Source organism: Alcaligenes sp. MMA (genome assembly GCF_020907215.1).
Lineage (GTDB): Bacteria > Pseudomonadota > Gammaproteobacteria > Burkholderiales > Burkholderiaceae_B > Alcaligenes > Alcaligenes aquatilis.
Window position 1 is genome coordinate 247,021 of the sequence record NZ_JAJJPP010000003.1, and the last position, 16,571, is coordinate 263,591.

15 protein-coding genes are annotated in these 16,571 nt (G+C 56.0%); 4 read left to right on the top strand and 11 right to left on the bottom strand.

The annotated features are described in order from the left end of the window. Positions 1 to 26: 26 nt before the first annotated feature. Positions 27 to 1,436 (top strand): glutamate--tRNA ligase, encoded by a 1,410-nt coding sequence (gene gltX / locus LNA76_RS13680; RefSeq protein WP_094197723.1) that lies wholly within the window; start codon positions 27 to 29, stop codon positions 1,434 to 1,436. A 207-nt stretch (positions 1,437 to 1,643) separates the two neighbouring features. Here gltX and LNA76_RS13685 read toward each other — a convergent pair whose 3' ends face one another. From LNA76_RS13685 to LNA76_RS13695, 3 genes are all read right to left on the bottom strand, one after another. Continuing rightward, on the bottom strand, positions 1,644 to 2,192 hold the full coding sequence (locus LNA76_RS13685) for a YaeQ family protein (RefSeq protein ID WP_094197724.1): 549 nt from the start codon (positions 2,190 to 2,192) through the stop codon (positions 1,644 to 1,646). 75 nt (positions 2,193 to 2,267) lie between these two features. After that, positions 2,268 to 2,762, bottom strand: coding sequence for a hypothetical protein (locus LNA76_RS13690; RefSeq protein ID WP_230019277.1), 495 nt, complete (start codon positions 2,760 to 2,762; stop codon positions 2,268 to 2,270). Between the two features lie 117 nt (positions 2,763 to 2,879). Then, positions 2,880 to 3,338: an Lrp/AsnC family transcriptional regulator gene (locus tag LNA76_RS13695; protein WP_009460635.1), complete on the bottom strand. Its 459-nt coding sequence runs from the start codon at positions 3,336 to 3,338 to the stop codon at positions 2,880 to 2,882. A 112-nt stretch (positions 3,339 to 3,450) separates the two neighbouring features. Between LNA76_RS13695 and LNA76_RS13700 the strand changes: the two genes are divergently transcribed. Further along, positions 3,451 to 6,909: an indolepyruvate ferredoxin oxidoreductase family protein gene (locus LNA76_RS13700; RefSeq protein WP_230019278.1), complete on the top strand. Its 3,459-nt coding sequence runs from the start codon at positions 3,451 to 3,453 to the stop codon at positions 6,907 to 6,909. A gap of 227 nt (positions 6,910 to 7,136) precedes the next feature. Here LNA76_RS13700 and LNA76_RS18005 read toward each other — a convergent pair whose 3' ends face one another. Then, positions 7,137 to 7,976 carry a hypothetical protein gene (locus LNA76_RS18005; RefSeq protein ID WP_326833654.1) on the bottom strand — a complete coding sequence of 280 codons (840 nt, stop codon included), beginning with the start codon at positions 7,974 to 7,976 and terminating at the stop codon, positions 7,137 to 7,139. A 199-nt stretch (positions 7,977 to 8,175) separates the two neighbouring features. Here LNA76_RS18005 and LNA76_RS13710 point away from each other — a divergent pair, with 199 nt between their 5' ends. Together LNA76_RS13710 and LNA76_RS13715 are read left to right on the top strand one after the other, a co-directional pair. Further along, the gene (locus LNA76_RS13710; RefSeq protein WP_094197728.1) at positions 8,176 to 8,739 is read left to right on the top strand and encodes a YggT family protein; all 564 of its coding nucleotides are present in this window, start codon (positions 8,176 to 8,178) and stop codon (positions 8,737 to 8,739) included. A 291-nt stretch (positions 8,740 to 9,030) separates the two neighbouring features. Then, entirely contained in the window at positions 9,031 to 10,254 is a 1,224-nt protein-coding gene (locus tag LNA76_RS13715) for a methylated-DNA--[protein]-cysteine S-methyltransferase (RefSeq protein WP_125277692.1), read from the top strand. A gap of 76 nt (positions 10,255 to 10,330) precedes the next feature. Here the strand turns inward: LNA76_RS13715 and LNA76_RS13720 are convergent, their stop codons facing one another. The 7 genes from LNA76_RS13720 to aroQ all read right to left on the bottom strand — a co-directional run bounded on the left by LNA76_RS13720 (position 10,331) and on the right by aroQ (position 16,466). Further along, on the bottom strand, positions 10,331 to 10,822 hold the full coding sequence (locus LNA76_RS13720) for a glycine zipper 2TM domain-containing protein (RefSeq protein WP_003801873.1): 492 nt from the start codon (positions 10,820 to 10,822) through the stop codon (positions 10,331 to 10,333). A gap of 57 nt (positions 10,823 to 10,879) precedes the next feature. Beyond that, entirely contained in the window at positions 10,880 to 11,821 is a 942-nt protein-coding gene (locus tag LNA76_RS13725; RefSeq protein WP_108728548.1) for a carbohydrate kinase family protein, read from the bottom strand. Positions 11,822 to 11,829: 8 nt separating this feature from the next. Further along, positions 11,830 to 13,098: a zinc-ribbon and DUF3426 domain-containing protein gene (locus tag LNA76_RS13730; protein ID WP_108728547.1), complete on the bottom strand. Its 1,269-nt coding sequence runs from the start codon at positions 13,096 to 13,098 to the stop codon at positions 11,830 to 11,832. 24 nt (positions 13,099 to 13,122) lie between these two features. Further along, the gene (gene prmA / locus LNA76_RS13735; protein WP_094197732.1) at positions 13,123 to 14,043 is read right to left on the bottom strand and encodes a 50S ribosomal protein L11 methyltransferase; all 921 of its coding nucleotides are present in this window, start codon (positions 14,041 to 14,043) and stop codon (positions 13,123 to 13,125) included. A 96-nt stretch (positions 14,044 to 14,139) separates the two neighbouring features. Continuing rightward, positions 14,140 to 15,489 (bottom strand): acetyl-CoA carboxylase biotin carboxylase subunit, encoded by a 1,350-nt coding sequence (gene accC / locus LNA76_RS13740; RefSeq protein WP_094197733.1) that lies wholly within the window; start codon positions 15,487 to 15,489, stop codon positions 14,140 to 14,142. 4 nt (positions 15,490 to 15,493) lie between these two features. Next, a complete protein-coding gene (gene accB / locus LNA76_RS13745; protein ID WP_094197734.1) occupies positions 15,494 to 15,946 on the bottom strand; it encodes an acetyl-CoA carboxylase biotin carboxyl carrier protein in 453 nt (150 codons plus the stop codon). Positions 15,947 to 16,031: 85 nt separating this feature from the next. Then, a complete protein-coding gene (gene aroQ / locus LNA76_RS13750) occupies positions 16,032 to 16,466 on the bottom strand; it encodes a type II 3-dehydroquinate dehydratase (RefSeq protein ID WP_094197735.1) in 435 nt (144 codons plus the stop codon). Positions 16,467 to 16,571 lie beyond the last annotated feature (105 nt).

Here is a 16,571-nt window from a genome sequence, read left to right on the forward strand (position 1 = left end):
CCCAAGGTCAAGGCCACACACAAGTTATGAGCACGTCTACTTCCAACGTCATCCGTACCCGTTTTGCCCCCTCGCCCACTGGTTATCTGCACCTGGGCGGCGCGCGCACCGCACTGTTTTCCTGGGCTTTTGCCCGTCATCATCAAGGCTCTTTTGTGCTGCGCATTGAGGATACGGATCTGGAGCGCTCTACCCCCGAGGCGGTGCAAGGCATTCTGGATGGTATGCAATGGTTGGGCCTGGATGCGGACGAAGGTCCGTTCTACCAGATGCAGCGCATGGATCGTTACCGCGAGGTCATCGCCCAGTTGCTGAAAGACGGCCATGCTTATTACTGCTACAGCAGCCCCGAGGAAGTGGAAGCCATGCGCGAGAAAGCGCGTGTTCAGGGTTTGAAGCCTCGTTATGACGGCACCTGGCGTCCTGAGGCCGGCAAGCAATTGCCTGCCATCCCGGCGGACCGCAAGCCTGTGGTTCGTTTCAAGAGCCCGCAGTCCGGCGCAACCAGTTGGGACGATATGGTCAAGGGTCGCATCAGCTTTGATAACAGCGAGCTGGACGATCTGGTCATTGCCCGTCCTGACGGTACCCCTACGTACAACTTCTGCGTGGTGGTGGACGATTGGGACATGGCAATCACTCATGTGATTCGTGGTGATGACCACGTGAACAACACGCCACGTCAAATTGTGATTTTACAGGCCTTGGGCGCGACTTTGCCCGAGTACGGTCATGTGCCCATGATTCTGGGCCCCGATGGCGAGAAACTGTCCAAGCGCCATGGTGCGGTCAGCATCATGGATTACGACAAGGACGGCTATTTGCCTGAAGCCATGGTCAACTATCTGGCTCGTTTGGGCTGGAGCCACGGCGATGACGAGCTGTTCACCCGCGAGCAGTTGGTGGAATGGTTTGATACGCGCAGCCTGAGCAAGTCGGCTTCGCAGTGGGATCCCAAGAAGTTGAACTGGGTAAATGCCCACTACATCAAGGCCAGCGACAATGCGGATCTGGCCGAGCGCGTGGCTCCCCGTATTGAAGCCTTGGGAGGCAAGACCGACGGGCAGGATTTGCCTGGCATCATGGGTTTGTTAAAAGACCGCGCCGAGACCTTGAATCAACTAGCTGAAGGTGCCCTGTTATTCTGCCGTCCTTTCGAGCCTGCCAGTGATGAGCTGCTGGCCGAGGTGTTGACGCCGGAAGCGCGTGTCTTGCTGCGTGATTTTGCCAGCAAGGCAATCAGCTTGCCACAGTGGAATACGGAGAATCTGGCTGCTTTGATCAAGCAGGTTCTGGCCGATCACGAGGTAAAAATGCCCAAGCTGGCAATTCCTTTGCGTGTCGCTGTGACAGGACAGAAACAAACGCCTGCGGTAGATGCGGTGCTGGCTCTGGTTGGACGCGATAAGGTATTGGGGCGTTTGGCTGGGCTGTAAACATTATCGCCAAGTGCTTGAAGGGCATCTCATTCGAGGTGCCCTTTTTGTTTTTATCGCTTTTTATCGTTCGGTCCGTGTCGCCAGAAAATGCAAGCCAGCTACCGGATTCACACTCCCCCTTGTTGGGGGCCAGCCGCCCACACAGTAAAACCATTGAAATGATGCCCCATACACTTGCCCTCGCCCCAAGGCTATGGGAAGCACTCAAACAGGCGCATTCAGGTGGCTGACTTCAACCGTGGCTTCACCTTTGTCACTGCTGGCCCAGACCGTGCCGTCCTGAACATTCAGATTGATGGTCATGCCACGCTCGGCCAGAGCGGCTAAAGCATCGGTCCCGGCGGCATCCAGCGCATAAACCTGTATATTGCGAGCGCGGCTGATCTTGTCCTTGATACCACTCCACCAGACGGACACATTGCGGCCATAGGCCAATACCGTCACTTTTTCAGCACGGCCACTGGCTTTGATCAGACGTCTATCGTCCGGCAGGCCCACTTCCAGCCAATGCAACAGATTGCCGCCCAGATCATGCTCCCACAGGGCGGGTTCATCCGAGTCGCTTAGCCCGCGTGAGAAGCTCAAGGCGTCATCCGCTTGCGCATACAAACCGTAAGCCAGCAAACGCACCATCAGCCGCTCTTCGGTCTCGGAGGGGTGACGGGCCAGCGTCAGGGTATGACTGCCGTAGTAGGCCCGATCGTTATCGGCCACATTAAGTTCAGCTTTATAAATCGTTGCGCGCAGAGCCATGGAGCATCCAGCAAAAGAAACAGACAAAAAACTGGCCGCCCCCAGGACGGCCAGGAATCATTCAAACCGCCGCAATCAGAATGGCAGGCGGTAGCCAGGCGACATTCTGGTCAGGCGATAAGTCGTACCACTTTGATCACGCAGCACCAGATTGCGGGCTGTCAGGGTGACGATGTTGTAGTGGTTTTCGTAAATCGGGTCGCCCGGCTCGGTGATGACCCCATTGGATTCTTGCGTGTGGATCTGCAAGTCATTGCCCTTGCGTACCCAGCAACCGCTTTCGTTCAAACCTTGCGACGGCTTGTTGGGGCGTTTGACCTGTTCGGTGTACGCCATGGACCCATCGGCCTGCAGGGTGAACAAGGTACGCAGCTCGCCAACCACGCCTTTTTGGCGGTGCTTGCTTAACCAGTTACCAGCCAGTTGATCTCCAGCCGCAGCGGGCTGACATGCTGGATGAACAGGTTTGGCAGGAACAGTTTGTGCAGCAGGCTCGGGAGCTGGCGCCTTGACCGCGCAGGCGCTCAAAAAAACGGTCGCCAGCACAGCAACCCAGCAAGTGCGTCGCAAGATATTCGCCTTCGTCATAAAACCCCGTCTTTCATGCTTTTATACCGACCCACCGCAGGTCGGCGAATCCTGTTTATTCTACCCGAAGGCGCTTGTATTACCCCATAACAAGATGCTTCAAAGTGGCAAAGGCAGGCGGGTCACATTCTTGATCTCGCGCATGGCCACAATCGTGCGGGTTTGGCGCACACCCGGCATATTGAACAAGAAGCGGTGCAGGAAATCGTCGTAGGACTCGGCGCTGGGCACCATGATCTTCAGCAAAAAATCCGCATCACCGGTCACGGCGTGGCATTCCAGAATCTCGGGCGCATCGCGTACGGCACGGATGAAGTTATCGACAATTTCACCCGAATGACGGTCCAGACTGATCTGGGTAAACATGCAGCTTTGCAGGCCCACCTGACGCCGATCCACGCGCGCATAATAGCCCTGGATGACCTTGTTTTTTTCCAGGTTCTTGATGCGCCGCCATACGGGCGCAGTGGACAAACCCACCTGCTCGGAGACCTGCTGAGCCGAGGCTCGACCATCCAGCTGCAAGGCATCCAGGATTTTTAAGTCAGTTTTATCCATATTTAAACATTTACGAAATGAACATTTCAAAGAATAGGGAATACACGCAACTATAACGCAAAAAAAAGCGAGGACAGACTCTCTATCATGATCTCTATCTGGAGGTTTCATCATGACGCAGTCCGTCGACACTCAATACAAGCTAAGCGACAACCTGACCGCCCAATCAGGACGCATCTTTTTAACTGGCACACAGGCCCTGGTGCGCATGTTGCTGACCCAGGCTCGCCTGGATAAAGAGCACGGTTTGAACACCGCCGGTTTTGTTTCCGGCTACCGTGGTTCGCCACTGGGTGGCGTGGACATGATCATGTGGAAGGCCCAGAAGCATCTGGACCAGGCCAAGGTCCGTTTCCAACCTGCTATTAATGAGGACCTGGCTGCTTCCATGATTATGGGCACCCAGCAAGCGGGCGAGCGTGACGACCGCACTGTCGATGGCGTGTTCTCCATGTGGTATGGCAAGGGCCCCGGTGTAGACCGCGCGGGCGATGCCTTGCACCACGGCCATGCAGCCGGTGCGTCCCAGCACGGCGGCGTCCTGATGATTGTGGGTGATGACCACGTGGCCTCGTCCTCGTCCATCCCTCACGCCAGCGAACAATCCCTGATCGCCTGGGGCATCCCGGTGGTCAACCCCAGCTCTGTTGAAGAATACGAGCGCTTTGGCATTTGGGCTTGGGCCTTGTCGCGTTACTCCGGTTCCTGGGTAGCCTTCAAAGCCATTACCGAAACCGTAGAAAGCGGCCGCTCTTTCGAGATCACCCCTTTGGATGATCTGGCCCCGGCCTTGGCCGACAAGCAAGGCGGCAAACACCCCTACGACCCCAGCAAATTCCTGACGCCATCCATGGAAGGCACTCTGGATGCCCGCCTGGATAGCGTGCGCGAGTTTGCCCACAAGTACAGCCTGGACCGCATCCTTGAAGCGGCACCTGATGCGCGTATCGGTATTGTGTCCACCGGCAAAGCCACACTGGACACGCTGGACGCACTGCAACAGCTCAGCAGCCTGAAGGATCTGCCCGCCATTCGCCATCTGAAAATCGGTTTGAGCTGGCCAGTTAACCCGCAATCGCTGAACGATTTTATTGAAGGTCTGGACCACGTTCTGGTCATTGAAGAAAAAGGCCCGATCATTGAAGACCAGTTAAAGAACCTGCTCTTTAACCGTGCCCAGCGCCCCACTGTGTCGGGCAAGCGCGATATTGAAAATGAAGTACTGATTCCTGCTGATGGTCAGCTCAGCCCTGCCCGTGTGGCCGTGGGTCTGCGTCGCTGGCTGGGCCATCACGCCAATGTGCAATTGCCTGCCTGTACGGTGCAAAACCTGGCACCGATTGACACCAATGGTCTGACCCGCCGCCCCTACTTCTGTTCAGGCTGCCCGCACAATACCTCCACCAAAGTGCCCGAAGGCAGCCAGGCCATGGCCGGTGTGGGTTGTCATTACATGGCGACCTGGATGGACCGCAAAACCCGTGGTCTGACTCAAATGGGTGGTGAAGGCACGGACTGGGTGGGCCTGTCCCCCTTTATCCAAACGGGCCACATGTTCCAGAACATGGGTGAAGGTACCTACTTCCACTCTGGCTATCTGGCGATTCGGCAGGCCATTGCCGCCAATGCCAACATTACCTACAAGATTCTGTTCAACGATGCCGTCGCCATGACGGGCGGTCAGCCCGTTGACGGCCCGATCTCTGTGCCCCGCATTTGCCAGCAAACCATTGGGGAAGGTGCGCGTCGTGTGGTCATCACCACCGATGAGCCCGAGCGCTATCGCGGTGTCAGCCTGCCTGCCGGTGTGGACGTTCATCATCGTCACGAGCTGGACCGCTTACAGCGCGAACTGCGCGAAATCCCAGGCGTCACCATTTTGATTCACGACCAGACCTGTGCGGCTGAAAAGCGCCGTCGTCGTAAAAAGAACGAGTACCCCGACCCTGCCCGCCGCCTCTTTATTAATAAGGCGGTCTGCGAAGGCTGTGGGGATTGCGGTGTGCAATCGAACTGCCTGTCTCTGGTGCCTGCTGAAACGCCCGAGGGTCGCAAGCGTCAGATCGACCAGTCCAGCTGTAACAAGGACTACTCCTGCGTGGACGGTTTCTGCCCCAGCTTTGTGTCGGTGATGGGCGGAGCCCTGCGCCGTGGTGATCAAAACGGTCAGGCCGATATGAAGGCCCAGTTGCTGGCCAAGCTGGACACGCTGCCGCAAGCTGCCATTCAAGCTCGCGACTGCAATGTGATTGTGGCCGGCGTGGGGGGGACGGGTGTGATTACCATTGGTGCGGTGCTCTCCATGGCCGTGCACCTGGAAGGTCGCTCCAGCTCCGTGCTGGACATGACAGGTCTGGCGCAAAAAGGCGGCACAGTCATCAGCCACATTCGTCTGTCAGCCAACAAAGAGAACACAGGTGCCGTGCGTGTAGATCCCGGCCAGGCCGACCTGGCCATTTTGTGCGACGTGGTGGCAGCCGCCCACCCCAATGCCCTGTCTTGCCTGCGTCCTGGGCATACTCACGCCATCATCAACGAATACCTGGCCCCTACCGCCGAGTTCACCCGCAACCCCGATGCCCCGCTGGATGCACAGCACTTGCTGAGTCAATTGAAGGCCACCGCTGGCGAGAACCAGGTACGTTCTTTCAATGCTCACCAGGCCGCCACCCTGCTGTTTGGCGATAGCCTGCTGTCCAACATGCTCCTGATGGGCATGGCGTGGCAGCAAGGCTCCCTGCCCGTCAGCAGCGCGGCGATTGAACAGGCCATCCGCCTCAATGGTGTGGCTATTCAAGCCAACCTGGATGCCTTCCATTTGGGGCGCGTACTGGCTCACGACGAAAAAGCATTGGTCAGCCTTTTGGCTCCAGCCGCTCAAGTCGTAACCTTGCAGCGTCGTGAAACGTTGGAACAAATCATGCAGCGCTGCACCAGTAGCTTGGAGCAATACCAGAACACCGCCTATGCCCAGCGCTTTTCCAGCACCATCCATGCACTGCGTGAAGCCGAACAAAAACTGCGTCCTGGCCAGCGTCCCGTCTTGACTGAAAAAGCCGCGCGCAGCTTGTACAAGCTAATGGCCTACAAGGATGAGTACGAAGTGGCTCGCCTATTTAGCTCGCCCGCGTTCCGCCAGGATCTGGAACAGCAATTTGAAGGCGACTTCTCCTTGCGCTTTCATTTCGCACCGCCTTTACTGGCACGCCGTGATCCGGCCACAGGTCGCCCACGCAAGATCACCTTGGGCCCCCGCACGGCCACCTTGCTGCGCTGGATGGCCAAAGGCAAAGGTCTGCGCAACACACCGCTAGATCCCTTTGGCTACACCCATGAGCGCCGTATGGAGCGTCGCTTCTGGCGCGAATACCAGAGCCTGCTCAACAGCTTGAGCAAGAATCTGGATCAGACCAACTACGCCACGGCATTGGAACTGGCCGAACTGCCCCAACAATTGCGCGGCTTCGGTCCCGTGAAAATGGAGTCAGCCAAGCAATACGAAGCCCGGTTCGCGGAGTTGACGCAGCAATTGAAAAACACAGGTCTGACAATTCAGGCGGTTCCCGCCTAAGCCTTGCCCGCTACGACTGTCGCAACCATTAACCTGCCCTTTCAGCCCTGCCTATGCGGGGCTCTTTTTTGGGGGAATTGATTGCACAGGTACAGAACGCAACTTATTGGAGACAGCAAGCGGGGATTAACAAAGCCATATGCTTGTGCTACATGATTATTACTTGACTGTGTAAGGGCTTGCGTTAGACTGCTAAACGTATAAGGTATTAACCTTAGACGCCTGCGTCATTTGAAAAAGGCCATTGCAGTTTTCCAGGCCAGGTCAAATGGGTGTGGACAAACTAAAGACTTGTTCTCAAGGAGCATGATCATGGCAACAGCCAAGAAAGGCGCAGCAAAAGCAGCAAGCACCAAAACAGCTAGCCCCAAAAAAGCAACGCCAGCCAAGCCCGCTACAGCACCAGTAAAAGCTTCCGCTACCAAGACCAGTCCCAGCAGCAAAACCGCTGCCCAAAAGTCCCCCACTAAAACCACTGCGACCAAGACCAGCAAGGCTGCTGTAAAAGCGCCTGCCAAGTCTGCAACCAGCGCACCGGCCAAGAAAACGGTTGCGAAAAAAGCAGCGGTGAAGAAAACCACTGCGGCAAAGAACACGACGGTCAAAGCTACCGCGACCAAAACAGCCGCCGTAAAAACCGTAGCCAAAAAAACAGTAGCGAAAAAAACGGTCGCTAAAAAAGCCGTGGCCAAAAAGGCCGTCGCTAAAAAAACAGTAGCTAAGAAAGCGACTGCGCCCAAAGCATCCAGCGCTAAATCTGCTCCTAAAAAACCTGCTGCCCCCGCTGCCGCAAAAAAAACGGCCAGCACCAAGGCAAGCAAACCCGTGGCCAAAAAAGCCACTCCCAGCAAGGCGGCAGCAAAACCTGCCACTAAAGCCGGCACCAAAGCAGCAGTAAAGACCGCGGCAAAAAAAGCCAGTCCTGCTGCCAGTGCCAAGAAACCCGTAGCTCCAAAGAAGAAAGAAGTTAAATCCGTGACCGCAGAAACCAAGACCCCAAAGACCAGCACAACGCCTAAAACCACCGCTAAGGTAGGTAATAAAACCGCAGCCCGCAAAGCGAGCAAAACGGCAGCATCACCAGCCGAACCGCTGCGCGACGACGTCAACCCCGCTGGCTCCTGGCCCTTCCCAACTGGCAAGCGTCCTTAATCACACGCCGCTTTTATATTTTTCCCCAAAGAGCCACCCTGGTCAGGGTGGCTCTTTGGTTTGTAGCACTTGCATGCGACAATTCCCTCTCCCATCAATTCATACCAAGCAACTATGTTCAGTGAAGTCGCCCTCTTCCTAATCCATATTGTTCTGTCGCTGCTGGGCACGATTTTGCTACTGCGTGCCTGGGTTTATGCGCTCAGAATCCATCCCTTCAACCCTTATTCGCAAGCCATGTTCAAAGTCACGGACTGGCTGGTCATGCCTTTGCGGCGCGTGATCAAAAGCGGCAACCGTTGGGACTGGACCTCCTTGGTCGCAGCCTGGCTAAGCGCACTGGTCTACCTGGTCCTCAGTGCGATGGTGCTGACCGGATCCATGTCCATGCTCTCGAACTTCCCCATGTTCTTGCTGGCAGCCGTCTTTACCTTGCTGCGCTGGGCCTTGAGCCTGATCTTCTGGGTTGTGCTGCTGCAAGCCCTGCTATCCTGGATTCAGCCACAATCACCCAGCATGCCTTTGCTGCGCTCGATTACTGCCCCCTTGCTGGACCCGATACGCCGTGTCCTGCCCGACTTGGGTGGCCTGGATCTGTCGCCGCTGGTCATCTTGCTGCTGACCCAAGTGCTTAATATGGTTATCACGCGCACGGCTTTCAGCCTGGTGCCAATCTAAGCACGACACGCTGCACGCTTAAAAAAACCTGGGCCACGCCCAGGTTTTTTACTTTGATGCGTCGCCATGCTTGATATTTGCCAACTTTCTGAACCGCATCAGAGTCATCCTCTAGAACACGCAACCCGCAGCCATATTCAAGCAAACAAACTCATTCTGAATTAGGCTGATCTCCTCCAAAGTCTGGAAAAAACCTTCCTTTCCTGCCCCGAATTCAAGAGCAAGAACCAGGGTGTCTTGTCCCAAGGCGGACTTTATACTGGTCTCATCGCCAATCAGCACACCACTTCCATGACTCGTCTTCCATCAAAACAGGACCGGGCCCACCGCTACCGCGAGGCCGAACAATTCCTGGCCGCACTGGACCCGGACTGGCAAGCCTTGGTCACCCATGTGGGCCCTTGCATCCATCAACCGCGCCCCGAGCGCGACCCCTACGAGGCCCTGATCCGCTCGGTGGTGTATCAGCAATTGCACACCCGTGCGGCTGAACGCATCCTGCAACGCCTGATTGATATTTATCCGCACGGCCACTGCCCAACACCTGAACAGGTGCTGGCCACTCCCTATGAAACCTTGCGTGCTTGTGGCTTGTCCGGCGCCAAGGCCAACAGTATTTTGGGGCTGGCTCAGGCGCGTTTGGATGGCATCATTCCCGATCAGGCCACCGCTTTGCAAATGCCTGATGAAGAACTGATCAAGCAATTGACCACGCTACGCGGCATAGGCCGCTGGACGGTGGAAATGATGATGATGTACACACTGGAACACGAGGACATTTTGCCTGCAGACGACTTTGGGGTGCGGGAGGGCTATCGCCATTTAAAGCGCCTGGACAAAGCCCCCTCAGCCCGAGCTTTACGTGACATTGGCCAAGCCTGGGCCCCCTATCGCAGCGTCGCATCATGGTATTTGTGGCGTATGCCCAAACACACACCCGTAGCGGCTCCTGCCCCAAACAAGGTACATCGAAGTCAACGCCTGCAGGCCAAAACGCCTCGCCCACAAGGCCCAGGCAAGCCAATTCGTTTTGCAATTACCCAATCCAGCTTGGGAGCACTGATGGTCGCAGAAAGCGAGCGCGGGATTTGTGCCATTGCTTTAGGCGATGATCCCAACATCTTGCTGGCACAGTTGCAGGATCGCTTCAAGACTGCCGAACTGATTGGTGCAGATTCCCTATTCAATCAGCGGGTCGCTCAAGTACTGGCTATGGTAGAAGAACCGACCCAAGGCTTGGATCTGCCCCTGGACATTCAAGGCACCGCCTTTCAACAGCGTGTCTGGGAGTTTCTGCGTCAGATCCCGGCAGGCCAGACCTTAAGCTATACCGAGCTTGCCAAACGCTTGAATATGCCCAATGGAGCCCGTGCAGTCGCACGAGCCTGTGCCAGCAATATTCTGGCCATTGCCATCCCCTGCCATCGAGTCTTGCGACAAAGCGGTGATCTGGCAGGCTATCGCTGGGGACTGGAGCGCAAGAAAACCTTGCTGGAGCGTGAACGCGCACAATAGAGGCACGACTTTTTAGCAGACATGAAAAACCCGGCCAATGGCCGGGTTTTGTGTGCGCAAAGCCCTGAGGCCTTGATTACATCGGCACCACACGAGTTGGGCCGTTACCGCTAAGCATACGGACACGCTGACCTACGGACAGAGGAACATCGGCTTCCTGAGCCACCACACGGGTTTCGCCATTATCCAGTTGCACCGTGATCTCCAGCCCCTGGGTCTTGCCCATGCGGTTTTCAACCGCATTACCAACCAGACCACCCAAAATAGCACCACCAATACTTGCCAGGATGCTGCCACGGCCACCACCAATGCTGCTGGCGGCCACTCCACCCAAGGCCGCGCCACCGACGGTGCCCACGCCGGAGTTCTGATCTTCCTGAATAGTGACAGCGCGTACCGAAACAACGGTACCCAAACGCACGATTTGCTCTCGCTGAGCCTGACCGTAGCTGTACACCGAGCTGGATGCTGATTTATTGGCACAACCGGCCAACAAAAACACCGGGGCCGCCAAGCTTGCCACTACCAGCAGACGCACTTTGGGTCGATCAAAAAAAGAGACGTACATACGGTTTACTCCAAAAAACGTAGCTGGCCGAACCATAAAAAATGGTAGAACGCAATCTTACAGACTGCGCTCAATCCCATAGTGCTGTTTTAGCATGGCCGAGATATCTGACCGTTTAAATTCATGATTTTGCGGGCCATCGACCTGGATTTTAATACTGCCCATCAAGTTGCCCAAGCAGCAGGCCTCCTGCCAGCTCCAACCTTTTGTAAGTCCATATAACAAACCTGCGCGATGGGCATCGCCACAGCCGGTAGGATCAACCACATGGTCCACTGGCACAGGGGCAATGTCATAAGCCTGCCCGTTGTGGTAAAGCGTGCTTCCATACTCCCCACGCGTCACAATAGCGGCCTGCAAACCCTGTGCGATCTCGGCCATGCTCTTGGCGGTACGTTGCTCAATGACTTCGGCTTCATATTCGTTCGCCGTAAGAACTTGACACAGTTCCAACATTTCCAGCAGATCTTCGCCCGTAAACAAAGGCATGGCTTGGCCCAAGTCGAAAATGAACGGCGTGCCTTGTGCGTTCAGGCGACGAGCATGCGCAAACATGCCATCTTTGGAGTCCGGAGCCACAATGCCCCACGCCGCTTCTTGACCGGACAGATCAATTTGGGCCGAACTGATCATGGCACCCGGGTGGAAAGAGGTAATCTGGCTGGCAGCCAAGTCTGTAGTGATAAAGCACTGAGGGGTGAACATATCAGGCATCACGCGCACCATGCTGGTATCAATACCCAGATTCTGCAAACGCTGCACATAATCCACACCATCACTACCTACCGCCCCCACGGGCACAGGACGGCCACCCAGCATATTCAATGTGTAGGCCATGTTGCCAGCACAGCCACCCCACTCTTTACGCAAACTGGGCACAAAAAAGGACACACTCAGGGTTTTGATGCTATCGGGCAAGATGTGATCTTTGAAGTACCCCTCGAAAACCGCGATCGTATCAAACGCGATCGAACCACATACCAGCACTCGCTCGGTCATAAATTACCTTATGGAAAAAAAGGGCTAATCTGGTAGCCATTAACCTGGAGCGGCCCGGTATTCAAAGGCAGACGCACCATAATTTCACTGCGCGCTGCAAACGCGGGCTCGCGTCGCTCGGGAGCCAGATACTGATCGGGCGCGATATTGCGCCGGGCGATCAAGGCTCCGGAAAAATCTTTCAAGTCCAGAACCAGTGTCGGCCACTCCTGGGGCCGCTCAAACTCGTTGCGCAGCGTAAAGCCCAACGTAGATTGCCCTGGCTGATTCGGCGCTTTATGCAAAGCCGAAGCCTGTACACGGATCTGGTCCAGACGGCGCTCGTAGGGCACCTTGCACGACAAGGTCTGGCAAGTACGCTCAAACACGGGCCGCAGCATCGGTATCTGGCTGACAATCTGCACGCGATACACGTACATCAGCTGCAATACGAACACGACAATGCCAAGGACACACAAGCTGGTCCAGATCAGCGAACCCACACGCTGGCCAAAACTGGCCTCGCCCTCGTAACGCGTCTCGCGTTGCAAGGCGGGGTTGGGATCAATCACCCAACCTTGCTGGACGTGGTCTCCATCATCATCGTGGGTGCCGTCAGCCTGCCGTGAGGGGAAAGACGCACGCAAAGCACTGGCACGATCCCCCACACTGAATTGGGGTTCGGCAGCCGACCAGGGGGCCTGACCAATATGGTGTCCACCCTCTGGTTCAGCGGCTGTGCCGGCCGATACAAAAAAAGCAGCGTCTTGATCCCCCCTGGTTACAGGCTCGGCTCGAGAGCGGGCGCGGATGACAGAAGGTTCTGACGGCCGCAAAGAGGGCTCTATAGACTCAACAGACGGTTCTGCCAGCCGCACAAAAGGCTCCGCAGCATTAACAGAAGACGCTGCCGGCGTAAGCGGCGCCTGTGCCAGAATGGAGTCGGGAAATTTGCGTACCTGCAAGGAGTCGTGCGCAGTGCCTTCATCACGCGGTGGTGCATGACGGGAATGCTCTACAAAGCGCGGCCCTGGAATAGGGCTTTGCAAGTCCACTGTCTGCACCTGCTCTTGCCGGTGTGAGGCCAATGGTTCAGGCCCCAGACGCGGCTCGGTCTGAACCGGAACAAGCGGGGAACGATAAGAAGGCTCAGGAGCTTGATCATCAATGACCTCTTCAAAGCCATCGAAGATATGCGCACATTGAATACAGCGTATATAGCCTCGGCGGCGCTGCAGCGTTTCTACACTGGCTGCAAACGATGTCCCGCAACGGGGGCAGCGAGTCTTTAGCTCCATGAACTCACCTTAGGTTCTACCGTCTTACAAGGGGCGTTGACCAGCCAAACACACCCAGCCATCACGCTCTTGCCAGACCGACAAGGGTAGGTAGGCGGAATAGACCTCGATCATTTCCTCGGCCTGCCAATCGTAAATGCCGGACAGAATCAAGTGCCCCCCCGGTTTGACACGGTTGGCCAGCATAGGGGCCAGCATACGCAGGGGATTGGCCAGAATATTGGCGACCACCAGATCGGTTTGCCCGGCGGGCATGGCATCGGGCAGCAAGCCTTCAACCTCAACCTGATTGACTTGCGCATTGTAGCGCGTGGCAATCACGGCTTGCTCGTCAATGTCCACACCCACGGTATGGCCGGCGCCCAGCTTGCGAGCCGCAATCGCCAAAATGCCGGAGCCGCAACCGTAGTCCAGCACTGTCTGGCCAGACCGCACATGATGGGCCAACCAATCCAGACACAGGTGCGTCGTGGGGTGGCTACCGGTACCAAACGCCAGGCCAGGATCCAGTTCAATACGAACCAAGCCATCATCACCTTCCTGAGCGACGGGCAGATCCTCGTCATCCTTGTGCCAGCTAGGCACGATCAGGATACGATCACCCACCGGGATGGGGCCAAACTGCGACTGCGTCAAACGTACCCAATCCTCATCGGGCACTTCGCGCACGCTCCATTGGGCCTTTTCAGGCTCCAGTACACCGGCGTCAAAAAGCGGTTGTAGCAACTCTTCAGGCTCCAGCTCCTCGGGCAGCAAAGCGACGACCCGATTGCGGTCCCAGGCCAGCACATCCGGCTCGATACCGGGTTCGCCAAACAGGGGCTTTTCCTGGTCGGTATCACCGTCGGCATCTTCCACCGACACCGACAAGGCGCCTGCTTCAAGCAAGGCATCGGACAAGCGCTCGGCCTCGTGTTCCTGACAGCTCAGTAAGAGTTCACGCATACATAGTTTCCATAAAGCAAAACAGGGGGCTCGCCCCTGTTTTACGTAATCATTATTCTTATCAGGTCAGGCCTGTGGCCTGACCTGTTGCTGCCCTTACTTGTTACGTTGGGCCAGCTTTTGTTCCAGGTAGTGAATACTGGTGCCGCCGGCCTTGAAGCTGGCATCCTGCATCAACTCCCGGTGCAGCTCCACATTCGTCTTGATCCCTTCCACCACCATTTCAGACAAGGCAATGTCCATACGGGCGATGGCTTGCTCACGCGTTTTACCATAGGTAATCAGCTTGGCAATCATCGAATCGTAGTACGGGGGCACGGTATAACCGGTAAAGACATGCGAGTCGATACGCACGCCAGGGCCGCCAGGGGTGTGCCACTTGCTGACCAAACCTGGGCTGGGTACGAAATTGAACGGATCTTCTGCGTTGATACGGCACTCGATCGAGTGACCTTCAAACTCAATGTCACGCTGGCGCAGCACGAACTTCTCGCCCGCAGCCACTTTGATCTGCTCTTGAACCAGATCAATGCCGGTGATCATTTCAGTGATGGTGTGCTCAACCTGAATACGGGTGTTCATCTCAATAAAGAAGAACTCGCCGTTTTCGTACAGAAACTCGAAGGTACCTGCGCCGCGGTAACGCATCTTGCGGCAGGCATCAGCACAGCGCTCGCCAATACGCTCGATCAGGCGACGGGCAATACCAGGGGCCGGTGCTTCTTCAATCACTTTCTGGTGACGACGCTGCATGGAGCAATCGCGCTCGCCCAGCCAAATAGCATTGCGTTCACCGTCAGCCAATACCTGAATTTCGATATGGCGTGGATTCTCGAGGTACTTTTCCATGTAGACCTCGGGATTGTTGAACGCCGAAGCCGCTTCAGTCTTGGTCGTGGCAACCGCAGTCAGCAAAGCCGCTTCGGTGTAGACCACGCGCATGCCACGGCCACCACCACCGCCAGAGGCTTTAATGATGACTGGGTAGCCTACTTCACGCCCGATGCGAATGATTTCAGCCGGGTCGTCCGGCAAGGCGCCATCCGAACCGGGAACCACAGGCACACCGGCCTCGATCATGGCCTTTTTGGCCATGACCTTATCGCCCATCGTACGGATGCTCTCGGGACGTGGGCCAATAAAGACAAAACCGCTCTTTTCAACACGATCAGCGAAGTCCGCGTTTTCAGCCATGAAGCCGTAGCCAGGGTGAATGGCCTCCGCATCGGTCACTTCTGCTGCCGAGATAATGGCAGGCATGCTCAGGTAGCTGTCACGAGCCTGGGCGGGGCCAATACACACGGCCTCGTCAGCCAGCCGCACGTACTTGGCATCACGATCTGCTTCAGAATAAACGACGACTGTCTTGATACCCATCTCGCGGCAAGCGCGCTGGATACGCAAGGCAATTTCGCCCCGATTGGCGATTAGGATTTTTTCAAACATATCATCAACCGATGACGAACAAAGTCTGGCCGTATTCCACCGGCCCGCCATTTTCAACCAGAATTTCTTTGATCACGCCGGACTTGTCGGCTTCGATCTCGTTGAGCAGCTTCATGGCTTCGATAATGCACAAAGGCTCGCCTTCCTTGACCGTTTGACCCACTTCCACAAAAGGAGAAGCACCTGGGCTAGGAGCACGGTAGAAGGTGCCAACCATAGGAGCCTTGACGGCGTGGCCTTCAGGAGCGGCGGGTGCAGCGGGAGCGGCGGCAGGAGCGCCAGCGGCAGGGGCTACCACCTGGGCTACCGGAGCCTCGGGTGCATAGACCACGGGAGCAGCCGAGCTTTGCGAAAATTTAACAATGCGAACCTTGTCATCGCCTTCAGTGATTTCCAGCTCGGCAATGCCAGACTCGGCGACCAGATCGATCAGGGTTTTGAGTTTTCTAAGATCCATGCGTACTTCCCGCAACGCCGCACTAGCCACTGACTGGGTCAGGACGGCATTAAAAAATATTGGTCAAAAAAACGAAATGAACCGCTTAACTATTCAAAGCGAACCGCAGGGCGGCTTCATAACCATACGCCCCCAAACCAACAATGACACCGCTAGCGATGTCAGAGAGATAGGAGTGGTGACGGAACGGCTCACGACGGTGAACATTGGACAGATGAACTTCAATAAACGCAATACCGACACCGGCAAGTGCATCCCGTATCGCTACGCTGGTATGGGTATAGGCCCCAGCATTGATCAGGATGAAATCGACGCCCTCGGTACGGGCTTGATGAATTCGATCAACGAGCCCGCCTTCGTGATTGCTTTGAAAAAAATGACACTGCGCACCATGCTGGTCGGCCAGCACCTGTAAACCGCTATTGATATCGTCGAGAGTCTGATGTCCATAGACATCGGGTTCCCGGGTACCCAGCAGGTTGAGGTTAGGCCCGTTAAGGACCAGGACATGTTTCGCCATAGCGGATTTTTCGTCAAGACAGACCGCCTTTTTACGCTAAATAACGTCATTTGTCCATAAACCTGCTTGGCTTACAAATAGTTAGCATTGGTTCAATGCCGTTTT